The organism is Pseudomonas sp. SH10-3B (assembly GCF_019891415.1).
Classification (GTDB): domain Bacteria; phylum Pseudomonadota; class Gammaproteobacteria; order Pseudomonadales; family Pseudomonadaceae; genus Aquipseudomonas.
In genome coordinates this window covers 149211-166890 of record NZ_JAFLXD010000003.1, presented here as the reverse complement: position 1 = coordinate 166890, position 17680 = coordinate 149211, and the positions used below count along the sequence as shown (strand labels likewise).

General features: G+C 62.6%; 17 protein-coding genes. 5 read left to right on the top strand and 12 right to left on the bottom strand.

All coding sequences use genetic code 11. From position 1 onward, the window contains the following. Nucleotides 1–1170: an efflux RND transporter periplasmic adaptor subunit gene (locus J1G35_RS03845; RefSeq protein WP_223013591.1), complete on the bottom strand. Its 1170-nt coding sequence runs from the start codon at nucleotides 1168–1170 to the stop codon at nucleotides 1–3. A 241-nt stretch (nucleotides 1171–1411) separates the two neighbouring features. Between J1G35_RS03845 and J1G35_RS03840 the strand changes: the two genes are divergently transcribed. The 4 genes from J1G35_RS03840 to J1G35_RS03825 all read left to right on the top strand — a co-directional run bounded on the left by J1G35_RS03840 (nucleotide 1412) and on the right by J1G35_RS03825 (nucleotide 5468). Then, nucleotides 1412–1894, top strand: coding sequence for a sigma-70 family RNA polymerase sigma factor (locus J1G35_RS03840; RefSeq protein ID WP_262417127.1), 483 nt, complete (start codon nucleotides 1412–1414; stop codon nucleotides 1892–1894). 119 nt (nucleotides 1895–2013) lie between these two features. After that, a complete protein-coding gene (locus J1G35_RS03835) occupies nucleotides 2014–3351 on the top strand; it encodes a SidA/IucD/PvdA family monooxygenase (RefSeq protein WP_223013587.1) in 1338 nt (445 codons plus the stop codon). Nucleotides 3352–3417: 66 nt separating this feature from the next. After that, nucleotides 3418–4638 (top strand): putative DNA modification/repair radical SAM protein, encoded by a 1221-nt coding sequence (locus J1G35_RS03830; protein ID WP_027606175.1) that lies wholly within the window; start codon nucleotides 3418–3420, stop codon nucleotides 4636–4638. Next, entirely contained in the window at nucleotides 4635–5468 is an 834-nt protein-coding gene (locus J1G35_RS03825) for a TIGR03915 family putative DNA repair protein (RefSeq protein ID WP_053138654.1), read from the top strand. The genes J1G35_RS03830 and J1G35_RS03825 overlap by 4 nt, the downstream gene beginning before the upstream one ends. 133 nt (nucleotides 5469–5601) lie before the next feature. Here the strand turns inward: J1G35_RS03825 and J1G35_RS03820 are convergent, their stop codons facing one another. From J1G35_RS03820 to J1G35_RS03790, 7 genes are all read right to left on the bottom strand, one after another. Continuing rightward, nucleotides 5602–6099 (bottom strand): Lrp/AsnC family transcriptional regulator, encoded by a 498-nt coding sequence (locus J1G35_RS03820; protein WP_053138651.1) that lies wholly within the window; start codon nucleotides 6097–6099, stop codon nucleotides 5602–5604. A 5-nt stretch (nucleotides 6100–6104) separates the two neighbouring features. Beyond that, nucleotides 6105–6935 carry an ATP-binding cassette domain-containing protein gene (locus tag J1G35_RS03815; RefSeq protein ID WP_053138648.1) on the bottom strand — a complete coding sequence of 277 codons (831 nt, stop codon included), beginning with the start codon at nucleotides 6933–6935 and terminating at the stop codon, nucleotides 6105–6107. 3 nt (nucleotides 6936–6938) lie between these two features. Next, nucleotides 6939–7652 carry an ABC transporter permease gene (locus tag J1G35_RS03810; RefSeq protein ID WP_223013585.1) on the bottom strand — a complete coding sequence of 238 codons (714 nt, stop codon included), beginning with the start codon at nucleotides 7650–7652 and terminating at the stop codon, nucleotides 6939–6941. Continuing rightward, on the bottom strand, nucleotides 7649–8350 hold the full coding sequence (locus J1G35_RS03805; protein ID WP_053138642.1) for an ABC transporter permease: 702 nt from the start codon (nucleotides 8348–8350) through the stop codon (nucleotides 7649–7651). Before J1G35_RS03805 ends, J1G35_RS03810 begins: the two co-directional genes overlap by 4 nt. Before the next feature lie 138 nt (nucleotides 8351–8488). Continuing rightward, complete coding sequence (locus J1G35_RS03800; RefSeq protein ID WP_053138639.1) at nucleotides 8489–9268, bottom strand: ABC transporter substrate-binding protein; 780 nt, start codon at nucleotides 9266–9268, stop codon at nucleotides 8489–8491. Between the two features lie 257 nt (nucleotides 9269–9525). Next, nucleotides 9526–10572: an ornithine cyclodeaminase gene (locus J1G35_RS03795; RefSeq protein ID WP_053138636.1), complete on the bottom strand. Its 1047-nt coding sequence runs from the start codon at nucleotides 10570–10572 to the stop codon at nucleotides 9526–9528. Between the two features lie 11 nt (nucleotides 10573–10583). Then, nucleotides 10584–11510, bottom strand: a complete 927-nt coding sequence (locus J1G35_RS03790) for an arginine deiminase-related protein (protein ID WP_053138634.1) — start codon at nucleotides 11508–11510, stop codon at nucleotides 10584–10586. Between the two features lie 225 nt (nucleotides 11511–11735). Between J1G35_RS03790 and J1G35_RS03785 the strand changes: the two genes are divergently transcribed. Next, nucleotides 11736–12629 (top strand): GNAT family acetyltransferase, encoded by an 894-nt coding sequence (locus tag J1G35_RS03785; protein ID WP_082341043.1) that lies wholly within the window; start codon nucleotides 11736–11738, stop codon nucleotides 12627–12629. A 128-nt stretch (nucleotides 12630–12757) separates the two neighbouring features. Here J1G35_RS03785 and J1G35_RS03780 read toward each other — a convergent pair whose 3' ends face one another. From J1G35_RS03780 to J1G35_RS03765, 4 genes are all read right to left on the bottom strand, one after another. Next, nucleotides 12758–13777 carry a branched-chain amino acid aminotransferase gene (locus J1G35_RS03780; RefSeq protein ID WP_053138631.1) on the bottom strand — a complete coding sequence of 340 codons (1020 nt, stop codon included), beginning with the start codon at nucleotides 13775–13777 and terminating at the stop codon, nucleotides 12758–12760. 202 nt (nucleotides 13778–13979) lie between these two features. Further along, entirely contained in the window at nucleotides 13980–15359 is a 1380-nt protein-coding gene (gene lpdA / locus J1G35_RS03775) for a dihydrolipoyl dehydrogenase (protein ID WP_223013583.1), read from the bottom strand. Nucleotides 15360–15363: 4 nt separating this feature from the next. After that, a complete protein-coding gene (locus J1G35_RS03770; protein ID WP_053138625.1) occupies nucleotides 15364–16620 on the bottom strand; it encodes a dihydrolipoamide acetyltransferase family protein in 1257 nt (418 codons plus the stop codon). Beyond that, entirely contained in the window at nucleotides 16621–17679 is a 1059-nt protein-coding gene (locus J1G35_RS03765) for an alpha-ketoacid dehydrogenase subunit beta (protein WP_207042733.1), read from the bottom strand. Nucleotide 17680 lies beyond the last annotated feature (1 nt).

The window sequence follows — 17680 nt, the reverse complement described above, 5'->3', positions numbered from 1 at the left end:
TCAACCCCCGTTGCCGTCGGCCGGGCCGATCAGCAGGTGATCGCCTTCGTGCAGGCCGTCGAGCACTTCGACCCGCAGGCGATCGCTGATGCCCAGGCGCACTTCACGTTCTTCGATGCGGCCGTTGGTGGCGACCACACGGGCGATCTGCTTGTCGGCACTTGAGGTGCCCAGCAGCGCGGCGACCGGTGCGGTGAGGGCGTTCTTGACGGCACTGGCGACGAAAAACACCTGGGTGGTCATTTCGGCCATCAGCGCGTTGTCGCTGTTGTCCACGTCCAGCAGCACGGTGTACAGCACCACGCGGCCGCTGCCGCTCTTGCTGGCGCTGTTGGGGCTGCCGCTGCCTTGGGTTTGATTGAGGGGCTTGGGTGGGATGGGCAGGATCTGCCGCACGGTGCTGGTCCAGCGCCGGTTACCACCGCTGAGGGTGGTGAAGTAGGCGGTCATGCCGGGTCTGACGTGGCCGATGTCGGCTTCCGAAACCTCGGCCCACACGGTCATCGGCGACAGCTTGGCGATCCGCAGGATCAGCGGGGTCTGCTGCTGGGCGTTGAGGGTCTGGCCGACCCGCGCGTCCACCGCGACCACGGTGCCGGTCATCGGCGCGTAGATGCGCGTATAGCCCAACTCCGCCTCATCGCTGCGCAGGCTGGCCTGGGCCTGGAGAATCTGCGCCTGGAACATATCGACCCGGGCCTGTGTGGCGCTCAGTTCGGCCTTGGCGGTTTGCACATCTTCCTCGCGGGTGGCGTTGCCGGCGGCCAGGCGCTGCTGGCGCTGGTACTTCTGGCGCGCCAGTGCGTGCTGGGCCTTTTGCTCCTGCAACTGCGCCTTGAGGTTTTCGATGGCATAGCGGCTGGCGTCGAGCTTGGCTTTTTGCGTCGAGGGGTCGATTTCCACCAGCAATTGGCCTTCCTGCACCTGGTCGCCGGCCTCGACATGAATCTTGCGAATCTGCCCTGACGCCTGCGCGCCGACGTCGACATATCGGCGCGGTTGCAGGGTGCCCAAGGCCGTGACGCTGTTTTCGATATTGCCGCGGGTGACGGTGACGGTGGTCAGGTTCTCACGCCCCGGCGGCAATACCTGCCAGGCGGCGACGGCGATGATGGGTATCAGGCACGCGATAGCTAGCAAGGCGCGTCGGGCAGGGCGAGGGCGTTTCATGCTTAGGTTCCAGCCAGGAAAGTTCGGAGCGCAGTTGCGCAGAGCTGACAGTTAAACGAGAGAATTGCCCGAGGATTTAGGCCGCTGGGTAAGCGGTGACCGCGCTGAGGGATAAAAAATACGCGGGTAAATGTAAGTCTGGGTTAAAAGTAGATGAGAATTACTATAAATTGCACCTACCCAAACTGCCATTACTGAATGGCCTACAGGACCTAATGCCGCCACCCGGCGATCGGGAGTCATGTTGGAAAACTACTATCGCGAGCTGGTGTGTTTCCTCAACGCCAAGCTGGGCAACCGTCAGGTGGCCGAGGATGTGGTGCATGACGCTTATGTGCGGGTGCTGGAGCGTTCCAGTGCGACCCCGATCCACCAGCCTCGTGCGTTTTTGTACCGCACCGCGCTCAATCTGGTGATCGACGGCCATCGACGCAACGCCTTGCGCCATGTCGAGCCCCTGGAGGTGCTGGACAGCGAAGGACGCTTCGCGGCCTGCACCCCCCATACCACTCACGATCACGGCCTGCGCCTGGAGATGCTCGAACGTGCCCTGGCCGAGTTGCCGGCGGCCTGTCGCGACAGCTTCCTGCTGCGCAAACTCGATGGCCTGAGCCACCTGCAAATCGCCGCACACCTGGGCATTTCCCGCAGCCTGGTGGAAAAACATATCGTCAACGCCATGAAGCATTGCCGGGTGCGGATGCGCGAGTGGGACGCGCACTGATCACTGATCAGGTAAATTTTATTTCACTGTCCTCGTTTCCTATCAACACATGACCTGTTGTGCAGGTCTTGAAGGTATTCCCGCCCCACCGCCAAGGGGCTTATCCAGAGGACACTGGAATGACACAGGCAATTGCTTCGCCCGCGGTTCACGACCTGATCGGTATCGGTTTTGGCCCTTCGAACCTGGCGCTGGCCATCGCCCTGCAGGAGCGTGAAAAGGCGCAGGGCAAACTGGACGTGCTGTTTCTCGACAAACAGGCCGACTATCGCTGGCACGGCAATACCCTGGTGACCCAGAGCGAATTGCAGATTTCGTTCCTCAAGGACCTGGTGACCCTGCGCAACCCCACCAGCCCGTATTCCTTCGTCAATTACCTGAAAGCCCACGGTCGTCTGGTGGACTTCATCAACCTGGGCACCTTTTACCCGTGCCGCATGGAGTACAACGACTACCTGCGCTGGGTTGCGGGGCAGTTCCAGACCCAGGCCCGCTACGGCGAGGAAGTGCTGGCCATCGAGCCGATCCTGCACCAGCAGCAGATCGAGGCGCTGCGCGTGATCTCCCGCGATGCGCTGGGCGAGCAGCATGTGCGCACCACCCGTTCGGTGGTGGTCAGCGCCGGTGGCACGCCGCGTATTCCCGAAGCGTTCAAGGCCCTCAAGGACGACGGCCGCGTGTTCCACCATTCCCAATACCTGGAACGCATGGCCACCCAGCCGTGCGTGGACGGCAAGGCGATGCGCATCGCGATCATCGGCGGTGGCCAGAGCGCAGCGGAAGCCTTTATCGACCTCAATGACAGCTTCCCGTCGGTGCAGGTCGACATGATCCTGCGCGGTTCGGCGCTCAAGCCGGCCGATGACAGCCCGTTCGTCAACGAAGTGTTCTCGCCAGCGTTTACCGACCTGGTGTTCCAGCAAGTCGGTGCCGAGCGCGAGCGCCTGGTCGCCGAGTACCAGAACACCAACTATTCGGTGGTCGACCTGGACCTGATCGAGCGCATCTACGGGATTTTCTACCGCCAGAAAGTCTCCGGCATCGCCCGCCAGGCCTTCCGCACCATGACCGTGGTCGAGAAGGCTACCCCTGGGCCCCTGGGCATCGAACTGGCCCTGCGCAACAACGCCAACGGCGAAACCAGCGTCAACCATTACGACGCGGTGATCCTTGCCACCGGTTACGAGCGCGAGACGCACCGCGCACTGTTGGCGCCACTGGAGGAGTATCTGGGTGATTTTGAAGTCGCCCGCGACTACCGCATCGTCACCGATGAGCGCTGCAAGGCCGGCATCTACATCCAGGGCTTCAGCCAGGCCAGCCATGGCCTGAGCGATACGTTGCTGTCGGTACTGCCGATTCGTGCGGACGAGATTGCGGCGTCGCTGTTTGAAAACGACCGTAGCCGTGGCAAGGGGCGTTCGGTGCAGGATCTGCTCCTGGCCACCGCCAGCTGACAGGCTGCACTTGTGACACGGGGGGCTGGCTGATACTGTACAAAAAACCAGTATCGGTAGCCCCCCATGCAGTTGATCGAAAAACTCAGCATCCTCGCCGATGCCGCCAAGTACGACGCTTCCTGCGCCAGCAGTGGCGCGCCCAAGCGCAGTTCGGAGGGCAAGGCGGGGCTGGGGTCCACCGATGGCATGGGCATCTGTCATAGCTACACGCCGGACGGTCGTTGCGTGTCGCTGCTCAAGGTGCTGCTCACCAACTTCTGTCTCTACGACTGCCAATATTGCGTCAACCGCCGCTCCAGCGACGTGCCTCGTGCACGCTTCAGCCCGGAGGAGGTGGTCACGCTGACCCTGGATTTCTACAAGCGCAACTGCGTCAGTGGGTTGTTTCTCAGCTCCGGCATCATTCGTTCGGCCGACTACACCATGGAGCAATTGGTGCGGGTGGCCAAGCTGCTGCGCGAAGAGCATGACTTTCGCGGTTACATCCACCTCAAGACCATCCCCGAAGCCGACCCGGCACTGATTGCCGAGGCCGGGCGCTACGCCGACCGCCTCAGTGTCAACATCGAACTGCCCACCGATGCCAGCCTGCAAACCCTGGCGCCGGAAAAACAGATCGTCTCGATCAAGCAGGCCATGCAGACCATCTACACCGGCGAGCAGACGGTCCTGAACGAACCCCGCGCGCCGCGTTTCGCCCCGGCCGGGCAGAGCACCCAGATGATCGTTGGCGCCGACGAGACCGACGACAGCACCATCCTCCACAGTGCCGAGGCGCTGTATGGCAACTTCAAACTGCGCCGCGTGTACTACTCGGCCTTCAGTCCCATCCCCAACAGCCCGAAAAGCGTACCCCTGGCCGCGCCGCCGTTGATGCGCGAGCACCGTTTGTATCAGGCCGACTTCCTGCTGCGCAGCTACGGCTTCAGCGCCAACGAACTGTTCGAAGGCCCTGGCCACCTGGCATTGGATATCGACCCCAAGCTGGCCTGGGCCCTGGAACACCGCGAGGTGTTCCCGCTGGACCTGAATCGCGCCGAGCCCACCCTGATCGCCCGCATCCCAGGGATCGGCCTGCGCACCACCCAACGCCTGGTGGACCTGCGCCGCGAACGCAAGATCCGCTTTGAAGACCTGGCCCGCATGCGTTGTGTGCTGGCCAAGGCCAAGCCGTTTTTCATCACCAGTGACTACCATCCGCAGCAGGCGGACAGCACCAGCGTGCTGCTGCGCGAGCAACTGCGCGACCGCCCGCAGCCGCAGCAGATGGGGCTGTGGGGATGATCAGCCTGGAATGCGACAACCTCTTCAGCACCTGGCGCGAACAGGCGCGTTGGCTGCTCAGCCATCAGGTCGACCCCAGCCAGGTGAGCTGGGGCGAGGTACAGGCGGCGGACCTGTTTGCCACCGATGAGCCGATTCCCGAAGGCTTGGGGCCGTTCCAGGCGCGGATTCCCAAGGCGCTGCTGGAGTTGCTGGAGTCGGCCGCCTGCTACCAAGGTGATCAGCGTTGGAGTCTGTTGTATGAGGTGTTGTGGCGCGTCAGCCATGGGGATCGTACGGCGATGTTGGCTGGGGACAAGCTCGGCAGTGAGCTGCAGCGGCGCATCAAGCAGGTCAGCCGTGAGGCCCATCATCTGCATGCGTTTGTGCGCTTTATCGCCTTGCCGGCAGGGGCGGGGCCTGAGTTGCCGGAATACGTGGCGTGGCACGAGCCGGCCCATGACATCCTCAAATCGGCCAGCCAGCATTTTGTCGGGCGCATGGGGCGCCATCGCTGGATGATCGCCACGCCGTTGGACGGGGTGTATTACGACGGCGAGCAGTTGATCCACCAGCGTGAGTGCCCCGAGGCGTGGCGGCAGCTGGCGCAGAATGTCGAGGATCCCCACAGCGCGATGTGGCTGACCTACTACAGCCACATTTTCAACCCGGCGCGGTTGAACCCCAAGGTGATGGAAGGGCACTTGCCGAGTCGGTTCTGGAAGAATCTGCCGGAGGGCAAGTTGATCCCGGGGTTGATCAGCGAGGCGCGTACGGGGAAGCAGAAGGATGGGCAGGCGAAGCTGGTTGGGGCGCGCCAAGGTAAGAAAATCTTAAGCGGGCATGGTTAAAAATGTGGGAGGGGGCTCCCGATAGCAGTGTGTCAGTCAGCTCATCTTTCACTGACCCACCGCTATCGGGAGCAAGTCGAATCGTCGCACCGCCCCTCCCACATTCGATCCTCATTGGCTTGGCGAGTGGGGCTCAGGCCAGTTCGATGGCGGTATTTTTCACCACCGCCAACTCCGGATGCGCCACCAACTTATCGATGTGCAACTCATCATTGTTCAGCCAGATCTCCGATACCACCCGGTAGTGCTCCATATCCCGGCAACGCATGCGCAGGCTGTAGTCGAACGGACCGCTGATCAACTGGCATTCGAACACCTGGGGGCAGGCCTTCATACACGCTTCGAAGGCCTTTTGCGCCGAGCGCCCGCTCTGGTTGGACAAGGCCACCAGCACCAGCAGCGACAACCCTGGCGAGACCATCTGTACATCGATGATTGCCCCATACCCACGAATCACCCCGCGTCGCTCCAGCTTGCGCACCCGTTCCAGGCAGGGCCTGGGAGTGAGGTGTACCAGTGACGAGAGCTTTTCGTAGGTGATACGGCCCTGGTGGCGCAGCACTTCGATGATCGCCTCATCGATGCGATCCAGCGCAGGGGAGGTATGGGGTCCGTTGGCCTTGGTATCCATGGGGTTCACTTCAAACGGTTGGAAAGAAATTGCTGCAAGCGCTCGCTGTTGGGGTGGTCGAGGATCTCGGCGCCGCCTTGTTCCTCGACTCGGCCCTGATGCAAGAACAGCACTTGGCTGGACACCTGGCGGGCAAAGCCCATTTCGTGGGTGACCATCAGCATGGTACGACCTTCCTCAGCCAACGTCTGTATGACTTTGAGGACTTCTCCTACAAGTTCGGGGTCGAGGGCGGAGGTGGGTTCATCGAACAGAATGATTTCCGGCTCCATCGCCAGGGCCCGCGCAATGGCCACGCGCTGTTGCTGGCCGCCGGACAGGAACGCCGGGTACTGATCGGCCACGCGGCCCGGCAGGCCGACCTTGTCGAGGTACATACGCGCGCGTTTTTCCGCGTCGGCCGCACTGACGCCCAGCACCCGGCGCGGGGCCATGGTGATGTTTTCCAGCACGGTCATGTGGCTCCACAGGTTGAAGTGCTGGAACACCATGGCCAGGCGCGTGCGCAGGTTCTGCAATTGTTGCTGGTGCGGCGCGCGGGTGCCGGCGCGGCCCTGGCGCATTTCGATGCTGATGCCGTCCAGGGTGATCACGCCGGCGTCCGGCTGTTCGAGAAAATTGATGCAGCGCAGCAGGGTGCTTTTGCCCGAGCCGCTGGCACCGATCAGGCTGATCACATCGCCGTTGCGGGCGTTGAGGGACACGCCCTTGAGCACTTCGTGTTCGCCGTAGCGTTTATGGATGCCTTCGACTTGCAGCTTGATGGCAGCAGTTGCAGCCTTGGGAACGGGGACATCGACAGGATAAGTGGCCAGGGCCTGCGCGGACTGATTCATGGGTTAGCCTCGGGTAGGAACAAGAAAACGCATCCAGCGACGTTCGGCCAGTCGGAACAGGCCCACCAGTGCAAAGGACAGCAGCATGTAGAGCAGGGCAGCGATGCCGAAGGCCTGGAACGTCAGGAACGTCTCGGCATTTGCATCGCGCGCCACCTTGAGGATGTCGGCGACGGTGGCGGTAAACGCCAGCGACGTGGCGTGCAGCATCAGGATCATTTCATTGCTGTAGGCCGGCAGCGCCCGGCGCAGTGCGGCAGGCACCACCACAAACAGGTTGAGGCGCCAGCCATGCAGGCCATAGGCGCGGGCCGCTTCGAGTTCGCCGTGGGGAATGTTGCGGATGGCCCCGGCGAAGATTTCCACGGTGTAGGCGCAGGTGTTGAGCACAAAGGCCAGCAGGGTGCAGTTGAGGGCATTGCGGAAAAACTGGTTGAGCAGGGCGTTGTCCTGCACCACCTCCAGGCTGTACAGCCCGGTGTAGCAAATCAGCAGTTGGATATACAGCGGCGTGCCGCGAAACAGGTAGGTGTAGACCTCCACCGGCCAGCGCAGCCAGAAGTGCTCCGACACGCGGGCCAGCGCCAGGGGGATCGACAGGAAAAACCCAAGCGCCACCGAGATAATGAACAGCCACAAGGTCATGGCAACGCCGGACAACCCGGCGCCGTCGCTGAACAGGTAAGCCAGGCCGTATTGCTGGAACAGTTCGATCATCGCGCCATCCCCTTGATGCCGAGGTTATAGCGCCGTTCGAGGCGCTTGAAGATGCGGTTGGAGAGGGTGGTGATCACCAGGTACACCAGGCCCGCGAGGATCAGGAAGTACAACGGCTCGTTGGTGGTCTTGCCGGCGTTCTGCGCGGCCTTGACCAGGTCCGACAGGCCGATGATCGACACCAGCGCCGTGGACTTGAGCAGCACCAGCCAGTTATTGCCCAGGCCCGGCAGGGCAAAGCGCATCAACTGCGGGAACAGCACCAGGTGAAAACGCTGCCAGCGGCTCAGGCCGTAGGCGGTGGCGGCTTCGAGTTGGCCGACCGGCACACTGAGAATCGCGCCACGGAAGTTCTCGGTGAAATACGCGCCGTAGATAAACCCCAGGGTGATGACCCCGGCGGTAAATGGGTCGATTTCAAAGTAGTCCCAGCCGAACACTTCGCTCAGGTCGTTGAGCCACAGTTGCAGGCTGTAGAAAATCAGCAGGATCAGCACCAGGTCCGGCACGCTGCGGATCAGCGTGGTGTACAGCGTGGCCGGCACCCGCAGCCATCGGGCGCTGGAGAGTTTGGCACCGGCAGCGATCAGGCCCAGGGTGAGGCTCAGGGTCAGCGCGAGGAACGCCAGCTTGACCGTCATCCAGGCACCCTGGGCCAGCATCGGGCCGTAGCCTTGCAGGTTGAAGAGTTCGTTCATGGGGAGCATCTCTAAAGGGCGCAGACATCCCGCTGAGGAAGGGGGCTTGCTTCCGATGAGGGCGTGCCAGTCGACACCTGTATTGACTGACCCACCGCTATCGGGAGCAAGCCCCCTCCCACGGGGGATTGTGTTGGCTTATTCGTTGTAGATGTCTTGATCGCCGAAGTATTTCTTCTGGATCTGCGCGTAGGTGCCATCGGCCTGGACGGCGGCGATGCCCTTGTTGATCAGCGCACGCAAGTCCTGGTCGTTCTTGCGCAGGCCCATGGCGATGTCCAGGGGCAGGGTTGGGTCCTTGAAGGCCGGGCCGGTCTTGAAGTCGGCGCCTTCAGGCTTGGACAGGAAGTTGAGCTGGGCTTCGAGCTTGTCGGTCAGGGTGGCATCGAGGCGGCCGTTCTGCAGGTCGGCGTAGTTCTGCTCCTGGGACTGGTACGCCTTGATCTGTGCGCCGAGCTTGGCCAGGTGCGCGCGGGCATAGGCTTCCTGCAACGAGCCTTGCAGCACACCGACTTGTTTGCCTTTCAACGATTCCGGGGTGTCGCCGAAGTCGGCGTTTTTGCGGGTGATCACGGAGGTGGGGCTGAGGAACAGGCGGTCGGTGAAGTCGATGACCTTCTCGCGCGCCGGGGTCACGGCCATGGACGACATGATCGCGTCGAACTTGCGCGCGCGCAGGGCCGGGATCATGCCGTCGAATTCGTTGTGCACCCAGGTGCATTTGACGTCGAGCTTGGCGCAGATCGCGTTGCCCAACTCGATATCGAAGCCCTGCAGGCTGCCGTCGGCGGCCACGGATTCAAACGGGGGGTACTCGGGGAAGACGCCGAAGCGGATTTCTTTCCAATCCTGGGCGTGGGCGGCGCTGGCGCACAGTGGCAACAGCAGTGCAGCGAAGAGTGTTCGCAGTGGAATCATGTGTCAGTCCCTATATTTTGTAATTGATGTCAGGGCAGTAAAAAGGGTGCAGCTTGGATTCAGTCCGTGACTCTTTGGTCGGGCTCAGAATGCTTCATGATGGTGCGTTTTTTGTGTCGTTTACCCCGTGCGCAAAGCGCAAATTGCGCTGTTAAAACAGCCAATGCAGCGGAAACGGCTGTCGTACCCGCTGAATCGGCTTTTCGGTACTGGAAATCAGGCCTGCCCTTGCCGCAAAGGGGCAGGCCAGAGCGGTCTCAGGCGCGCTTTTTGTGCTGTGCGCTTGGCTGTTGGGCCAGGCGTGCAAACAGGTCTTTCGGGTCGGCCAGGTCCGGAACCAGTTCCAGTTCGCTGCCCACATCCAATGCCTTGGCTACGTCGAGCACGTAGCGCAGGGCTGAGTAGTCTTCGATGGCAAAGCCCACCGAGTCGAACAGGGTGACCTGGCGCTCATTCTCGCGGCCGGCGGCCTGGCCGTTGATCACTTGCCACAGTTCGGTCACCGGCGAGTCCTCTGGCATGTGCTGGATTTCACCTTCGATGCGGCTTTGCGGTTCGTACTCGACGATCACACGGGCGCGCTCGACGATGCGGCGGTCCAGCTCGGTCTTGCCCGGGCAGTCGCCGCCCACGGCATTGAGGTGCATGCCCGGTTCAATCATCTCGTCGGTGAGGATGGTCGCGTAGGCCTTGTCGGCGGTGACGGTGGTGACGATGTCCGCACCTTTGACCGCCTCGGCCACGCTGCCCGCCAGGATCACCTTGATCGCCGGGAACGCCCTGAGGTTGGTCGCCAGCTTGGCCATGGCCTTGGCGTCGATATCGAACAGGCGGATCTCGTTGATGCCGAGCATGGCGTGGAAGGCCAGGGCCTGGAATTCGCTCTGGGAACCGTTGCCGATCAACGCCATGCTGCGGCTGTTTGGTCGGGCCAGGTAGCGGGCCACCAGGGCCGAGGTGGCAGCGGTGCGGATCGCGGTGGTCAGGGTCATTTCCGCGAGCAGCACCGGTTTGCCGGTGTCCACGTCACCGAGGGCACCAAAGGCCATCACGGTGAGCATGCCGGCCAGGGTGTTCTTCGGGTGGCCGTTGACGTATTTGAAGGCGTACAGCGAGGCGTCGGACACCGGCATCAACTCGATCACGCCGTCCGGCGAGTGGTTGGCCAGACGTGCGCATTTTTCGAAATCCTGCCAGCGCAGGTAGTCGGCGCGGATGTACTCGGCCATCTCGGTGATGCAGGTTTGCAGGCCTTTTTGCGAGACCAGGTAGCTGAGGTCGTTGACGTCGATGTAGCGGGTCATGGCAAGACTCCTTATTGAAATGAGGGACGGGCAGGCAGATGCACTTCTGCCAGCATGCAGCGGGCACTGCCGCCGCCGATGCGTTCGATGTTGTCGATGTTCACCACCACCGGCCGTGTATGGCGCTCCACCTGCTGGCGCTGGGCGGGTTTCAGGGCGCCCCAGGCACTGGCGGACATCACCAGCAGCGGCTGGCCGTCGCGGTCGTGGACTTCGAGCATGTTGCCGGCGAACGCTTCGAGCTGGTCGAAGTCGAGGCCGAGGATGTCCTTGCCGGTGTCGCGCAACGAGCGCTCCAGGGCCTGGCGTTCATCGGCGTCGGGCAACGCTTGCAGGCACACCACCGAGAGGTCGCGGCCGACGCTCATCATCACGTTGCTGTGATAGATCGGTGCGTGGTGGCGGTCGACGGCGTGGAATACGCAGAGCTGGTAGTCGAGGCGTTCGGCAAATTGGCGCAGCGCGTCGTGGTGGGTGCGCCCGGAGTGGCAGGCGTAGCTGATGCGGTGCTGGCGGTCGAGCACCATGCTGCCGGTGCCTTCGAGGAAGATGTTCTGTTGTTCGAGATGGCTGAGGTCAATGGTTTCGCTGATCGCGAAACGTTGCTCCAGCACTTGCAGCACGCCTTTGTTGCGCTCCAGTCGGCGGTTCTGGCCTTCCATCGGGTACAGCACCAGGCTGCCGTCGGCGTGGCTGCTCCACCAGTTGTTGGGGAAGATCGAGTCGGGTGTGTGGGGCGCCGGGGTGTCTTGCACCACCAGCACTTCCACGCCATGCCGGCGCAGGGTGTCGACATAGCCGTCGAACTCTTCCAGCGCTTTCTGCTGTGCGCTGAGCGGGTCGAGAGGCGGGCGTTGGAATCGGTTGTTGATTGCGGTGTCCGGGTTGAAGGCAAAGCGCGCCGGGCGAATCATCAAGACGGTGTTGGTGGTTTGCATGGGGGCACGAATCCATGGGGTTGAGCAGTGAGGCTATTTTGTGGCTTGTGCGGGATGTATCCCGGCTGAAACAACGGGGCGGCCCAGCCGGGAAAGCTGAAAAGGGGGGCGATGCAGCCGAATCGGCTGTTGGAGCTGGAGCGGGGTCAAAATGTGGGAGGGGGCAAGCCCCCTCCCACATTGATACAGTGGGGACTGTAATAGCGCCGTCAGCCAGGAGGAGTCATGTCTACCGTCGTACGTCTTGCCCAATCCGAGGATGCCGAAGGGATCAGCCAGGTCATCCTGGCAGCCTTGCACAGCAGCAATGCGCGGGATTATCCGGCGGATGTGATTGCTCGGGTGGCCAGCAACTTCACGCCAGACGCGGTGCTGGAGTTGCTCAAGCGCCGGGTGGTGCTGGTGGCGGTCCAGGATCAGGTGATCGTCGCCACGGCTGCGCTGGATGCCAGTGTGGTGCGCTCGGTGTTCGTCAACCCGGCGCGGCAAGGGCAGGGCATTGGCCGGTTGCTGATGATCGAAATCGAAGCGCGGGCCCGGGAAGCCGGGGTGACGGTGTTGAGTGTGCCGTCCTCGCTGACCGCCGAGCCGTTCTACACCAAGCTGGGCTTTCACACGGTGCGCGATGTCTACCACGGCAATGAACGCACGTTGGTGATGGAAAAAGCGCTGCTGTCGCGCCATCCCATCGGGGCATACCGCGACCGCCAGCACCGGGCGCAAGTGGTTGCCTTATGGCAGCAGGCTTTTGGGTACGACACGGCGCATAACCTGCCAACGCTGGCGATTGATAAAAAGCTTGCCGTCAACGATGGGCTGTTTTTCGTGGCGACGGACAAGAAAACCGTGATCGGCACGATTCTGGCCGGCTATGACGGTCATCGCGGCTGGCTGTATTCGGTGGCGGTGCACGCCGACTATCGGCGTCATGGCCTCGGTTCCTCGCTGGTGCGGCATGCGGAACAGGCACTGACGGCCCTGGGCTGCATGAAGATCAATCTGCAGATCACCAGTGGCAATGAGGCGGTGGCGGGGTTTTACGAGGCGTTGGGGTATGGGGTGGAGGCGAGGGTCAGCATGGGCAAGAAGATTGCCGAGAATATCCCGGCTCAATCCTGAGGACACCGGAGAGCAAATGTGGGAGGGGGCTTGCTCCCGATGCCGGTGTATCAGTCAACAGATTCATTGACTGACCCACTGCCATCGGGGGCAAGCCCCCTCCCACAGGGTTTTGCGGTGTTACTGGCTTAGACTTTTACGATCCAACCTGCTGGTGCTTCGATGTCGCCGGTCTGCACACCGGTCAGCTCTTTGTAGAGCTTCTGGGTGATCGGGCCGACTTCGGTCTCGCTGTGGAACACATGCAGCTGGCCGTTGTACTGGATACCGCCGATCGGCGAGATCACTGCCGCAGTCCCGCAGGCGCCGGCTTCCTTGAACTGATCCAGCTTGTCGATGAACACTTCGCCCTCGACCACTTCCAGGCCCAGGCGGGTCTGGGCCAGTTCGATCAGCGACAGGCGGGTGATGCCTGGCAGCACCGAAGGCGACTTCGGTGTGATGAACTTGTTGTCGTGGGTGATCCCGAAAAAGTTGGCCGAGCCGACTTCTTCGATTTTCGAGTGGGTCATCGGATCCAGGTAGATCGCATCGGCGAAACCGGATTTCTTCGCTTCCGAGCCCGGCATCAGGCTGGCGGCGTAGTTGCCACCGACCTTGGCGGCACCGGTGCCCTGTGGCGCGGCGCGGTCGAAGGTGGAGATCTGGAAGTTGTGGGGCACCAGGCCGCCCTTGAAGTAGGCGCCGACCGGGATGCAGAACACTGAGAAGATGAACTCCGGTGCGGTACGCACGCCGATGTTGTCACCGGTACCGATCACGAACGGGCGCAGGTACAGCGCGCCGCCGCTGCCATACGGCGGGATGAAGCGCTCGTTGGCCTTGACCACTTGTTTGCAGGCTTCAATGAAGTCTTCAGTCGACACATGCGGCATCAGCAGGCGCGCGCAGCTGCGTTGCATGCGGGCGGCGTTCTGGTCCGGACGGAACAGGTTGATCGAGCCGTCCTTGCAGCGGTAGGCCTTGAGGCCTTCGAAGCACTGCTGGCCGTAGTGCAGGGCGGTAGAGCCCTCGCTGATATGCAGCTGGTTGTCGTCGGTCAGGGTGCCGGCCTGCCATTCGCCGTTTTTCCAGACCTGGAGAAACCGCTTGTCGGTCTTGATGTAGTCAAAACCCAGCTTGTCCCAATTGATGCTCTCGTTACCCATGACACCCTCTATCTCTGGTCAAGTCGGTTTTTTTCTGAATGGGCGCAACAATACTTCATTCGCAGGCCCGTTCGCATCCCCCGCGTCCCTTGTAGGCGCGAGCTTGCCCGCGAAAATCGTCAACGATAACGCGTGAAACCAGAATGAACGCGGCGCCCTCAGGTTCTTCGCGAGCAAGCTCGCTCCTACAGGGGGTGTTTATTTACAGGTGCAAGGCGTGGCCCAGCGCCCGCAGCGCAGCTTCCTGCACCGCTTCGCCAAGCGTCGGGTGGGCGTGGATGGTGCCCGCCACGTCCTCCAGGCGCGCGCCCATTTCCAGGCTCAGGCCGAAGGCGGTGGACAGCTCGGACACGCCGGCGCCGACCGCTTGCCAGCCGACGATCAGATGATTGTCGCGGCGCGCCACCACCCGTACGAAGCCGGTTTTCGACTCCAGGGTCATCGCGCGGCCGTTGGCGGCAAACGGGAAACTCGACACGATGCAGTCCAGGCCGGCGGCCTTGGCTTCGTCGGGCGTCTTGCCGACCACCACCAGTTCCGGGTCGGTAAAGCACACCGCCGGGATCGCGGCCGGGTTGAATTCGCGGTGTTGCCCACTGATCAGTTCGGCCACCATCTCACCCTGGGCCATGGCCCGGTGCGCCAGCATCGGCTCGCCGCTCAGGTCGCCGATGGCATACACATTGCGCATACTGGTCTGGCAGCGGCTGTCGATCTTGATCGCCGCGCCGTTCATCTCCAGGTTCAGCGCTTCGAGGTTCCAGCCCTGGGTGTTGGGTTTGCGACCCACGGCCACCAACACCTGATCGGTCTCCAGCGACAACGTGTCACCATTCGGATCGCGTACTTGCAGGCTGTTGTGCTCGAAACCGGTGACGCTGTGCTTGAGGTACAGCTTCACGCCCAACTGCTTGAGCGATTCGTGCACCGGTTGCGTCAGCTCGGCGTCGTAGGCCGGCAGGATACGGTCCTGGGCCTCGACCACACTGACCTCGGCGCCGAGCTTGCGATAGGCAATCCCCAGCTCCAGGCCGATGTAACCGCCGCCCACCACGATCAGGCGCTTGGGCACGCGGGTTGGCGCCAGGGCTTCGGTAGAGGAGATGATCGGCCCACCAATCGGCAGCATCGGCAGGTTGACGCTTTTCGAGCCGGTGGCCAGCAGCAGGTGTTCGCACTGGAAGCGCTGGTCGCCGACGTCGACGGTCTTGCCGTCTACCACCTTGGCCCAGCCATGGATCACCTGCACTTTGTGCTTTTTAAGCAGTGCAGCGACGCCGGTGGTCAGGCGGTCGACGATGCCGTCTTTCCATTCCACGCTTTTGCGGATGTCCAGGGTTGGCACATCCACCTCGATTCCCAACTGGGAACCCTGGCTGTGGTGCACGGTTTGCTGAAACTGCTCGGCCACGTGAATCAAGGCCTTGGACGGAATGCAGCCGATGTTCAAGCAGGTGCCGCCCAATGCCTGGCCTTCCACCAGGATGGTCGGGATGCCCAACTGGCCGGCACGAATGGCGGCCACATAACCGCCAGGACCGCCGCCGATAATCAGCAGGGTGGTATGCACTATCTGAGTCATGCCCTTACTCCAGGAACAGGCTGGCGGGTTGTTCGAGCAGGCCGCGAATGGCCTGGATGAATTGCGCCGCGTCCATGCCATCGACCACGCGGTGATCGAAGGAGCTGGAGAGGTTCATCATCTTGCGAATCACGATCTGGCCCTTGATCACCATCGGCCGCTCAACGATACGGTTGACGCCCACAATGGCCACCTCCGGCAGGTTCAGCACCGGGGTGCTGACGATACCGCCCAAGGCGCCCAGGCTGGTCAGGGTAATGGTCGAACCCGACAGCTCATCGCGACTGGCTTTGCCATTGCGCGCGGCGCTGGCCAGACGCGCGATTTCCTCGGCGTTGCCCCACAGGCTGCGCGCCTCGGCGTGACGCACCACCGGCACCATCAGGCCGACGTCGCTTTGGGTGGCGACGCCCACATGCACCGCGCCGAGGCGGGTGATGACCTGGGCTTCGTCGTCGTAACGCGCGTTGATCTGCGGGAACTCCCGCAGCGCCACGACCATGGCGCGCACGATAAACGGCAGCAACGTCAGCTTGCCGCGCGTGGCGCCGTGCTTCTCGTTGAGGTGCACGCGCAGCTCGTCGAGGGCGGTGACGTCGATCTCTTCCACATAGCTGAAATGCGCGGCACGCCGGGTGGCGTCCTGCATGCGCTGGGCGATCTTGCGGCGCATGCCGATCACCGGGATCTGTTCTTCGTCGTTGCGCTCGGCGTAAGGGTTGGCTGCCGTCGAAGCTTTTGACGCGCCTTGTTGCAGATAGGCGTCGAGGTCTTCGTGCAGGATCCGCCCGGCGGGGCCGGAGCCCTGGACCAGGCGCAGTTGGATACCGGCATCCAGCGCGTGCTTGCGTACAGCGGGGGAGGCCAGGGGGCGTTCGTCGGCTTCGCGAGCCACGGGGGCCTGTGCGGTCACGACGGGCGCGGGCTTGCTCTCAACCACCGGTGCCGGTTTGGCCTCGACGACGGGCGCAGCCTTGGGCGCTTCTTTCGCCACCGGCACGTCTTTGGCGTTACCCGCACCTTCCACTTCAATGCTGATCAGAATACTGCCCACCGCCATGACTTCACCCGGCTCGCCGCCGAGGGCAATCACCTTGCCGTGGACCGGCGAGGGAATGTCCACCATCGCCTTGTCGGTCATCACATCCGCCAGCACCTGGTCTTCGACGACCATGTCGCCGACCTTCACATGCCAGACCGACAGTTCAACTTCCGCGATGCCTTCGCCAATGTCCGGCATCTTGATAACGTGCGTGCCCATTCAGACCTCCATGACCCGTTTCAACGCCGCGCCCACTCGAGACGGGCCTGGGAAATACGCCCACTCCTGCGCGTGCGGGTAGGGAGTGTCCCAACCGGTAACACGTTCGATCGGCGCTTCCAGGTGGTGGAAGCAATGCTCTTGCACCAGCGCCACCAGCTCGGCGCCAAAGCCGCAGGTGCGGGTGGCTTCGTGCACCACCACGCAACGGCCGGTCTTCTTCACGGATTTGACGATGGTTTCCAGGTCCAGCGGCCACAGGCTGCGCAGGTCGATGACTTCGGCGTCGATGCCGGTTTCTTCGGCGGCGACCTGCGAGACATACACGGTGGTGCCGTAGGTCAGCACAGTGACGGCCGAGCCCGGACGCACGATGGCGGCGACGTCCAGCGGCACGGTGTAGTAACCGTCCGGCACTTGCGCTTGCGGGTGTTTCGACCACGGTGTTACCGGGCGGTCGTGGTGGCCGTCGAACGGGCCGTTGTACAGGCGTTTAGGCTCAAGGAAGATCACCGGGTCGTCGTTTTCGATCGAGGCGATCAGCAGGCCCTTGGCGTCATAGGGGTTGGACGGCATCACCGTGCGCAGGCCGCAGACCTGGGTGAACACCGCTTCGATGCTCTGGCTGTGGGTCTGGCCGCCGTAGATGCCGCCGCCGCAGGGCATGCGCATGGTCAGCGGTGCAGTGAACTGGCCGGCCGAGCGATAACGCAGGCGCGCCGCTTCGGAGATGATCTGGTCGGTGGCGGGGTAGACGTAGTCGGCGAACTGGATTTCGGCCACCGGGCGCAGGCCATAGGCACCCATGCCCACGGCCACGCCGATAATGCCGCTCTCGGAGATCGGTGCGTCGAACACCCGCGAGCTGCCGTACTTGGTCTGCAAGCCCTCGGTGCAGCGGAATACACCGCCGAAGTAACCGACGTCCTGGCCGAACACCACCACGTTGTCATCACGTTCAAGCATCACATCCATGGCCGAGCGCAGGGCCTGGATCATGGTCATGGTGGTGGTGGTCATCGCGGTTTCCACTTCAATACTGTTGTTGTGATCGTTCATG

What these genes read in the sequence shown, in the direction of transcription:
- J1G35_RS03845 (WP_223013591.1), bottom strand. Translation starts at nt 1,170, where the DNA reads ATGAAACGCCCTCGCCCTGCCCGACGCGCCTTGCTAGCTATCGCGTGC.
- J1G35_RS03840 (WP_262417127.1), top strand. Translation starts at nt 1,412, where the DNA reads ATGTTGGAAAACTACTATCGCGAGCTGGTGTGTTTCCTCAACGCCAAG.
- J1G35_RS03835 (WP_223013587.1), top strand. Translation starts at nt 2,014, where the DNA reads ATGACACAGGCAATTGCTTCGCCCGCGGTTCACGACCTGATCGGTATC.
- J1G35_RS03830 (WP_027606175.1), top strand. Translation starts at nt 3,418, where the DNA reads ATGCAGTTGATCGAAAAACTCAGCATCCTCGCCGATGCCGCCAAGTAC.
- J1G35_RS03825 (WP_053138654.1), top strand. Translation starts at nt 4,635, where the DNA reads ATGATCAGCCTGGAATGCGACAACCTCTTCAGCACCTGGCGCGAACAG.
- J1G35_RS03820 (WP_053138651.1), bottom strand. Translation starts at nt 6,099, where the DNA reads ATGGATACCAAGGCCAACGGACCCCATACCTCCCCTGCGCTGGATCGC.
- J1G35_RS03815 (WP_053138648.1), bottom strand. Translation starts at nt 6,935, where the DNA reads ATGAATCAGTCCGCGCAGGCCCTGGCCACTTATCCTGTCGATGTCCCC.
- J1G35_RS03810 (WP_223013585.1), bottom strand. Translation starts at nt 7,652, where the DNA reads ATGATCGAACTGTTCCAGCAATACGGCCTGGCTTACCTGTTCAGCGAC.
- J1G35_RS03805 (WP_053138642.1), bottom strand. Translation starts at nt 8,350, where the DNA reads ATGAACGAACTCTTCAACCTGCAAGGCTACGGCCCGATGCTGGCCCAG.
- J1G35_RS03800 (WP_053138639.1), bottom strand. Translation starts at nt 9,268, where the DNA reads ATGATTCCACTGCGAACACTCTTCGCTGCACTGCTGTTGCCACTGTGC.
- J1G35_RS03795 (WP_053138636.1), bottom strand. Translation starts at nt 10,572, where the DNA reads ATGACCCGCTACATCGACGTCAACGACCTCAGCTACCTGGTCTCGCAA.
- J1G35_RS03790 (WP_053138634.1), bottom strand. Translation starts at nt 11,510, where the DNA reads ATGCAAACCACCAACACCGTCTTGATGATTCGCCCGGCGCGCTTTGCC.
- J1G35_RS03785 (WP_082341043.1), top strand. Translation starts at nt 11,736, where the DNA reads ATGTCTACCGTCGTACGTCTTGCCCAATCCGAGGATGCCGAAGGGATC.
- J1G35_RS03780 (WP_053138631.1), bottom strand. Translation starts at nt 13,777, where the DNA reads ATGGGTAACGAGAGCATCAATTGGGACAAGCTGGGTTTTGACTACATC.
- lpdA (WP_223013583.1), bottom strand. Translation starts at nt 15,359, where the DNA reads ATGACTCAGATAGTGCATACCACCCTGCTGATTATCGGCGGCGGTCCT.
- J1G35_RS03770 (WP_053138625.1), bottom strand. Translation starts at nt 16,620, where the DNA reads ATGGGCACGCACGTTATCAAGATGCCGGACATTGGCGAAGGCATCGCG.
- J1G35_RS03765 (WP_207042733.1), bottom strand. Translation starts at nt 17,679, where the DNA reads ATGAACGATCACAACAACAGTATTGAAGTGGAAACCGCGATGACCACC.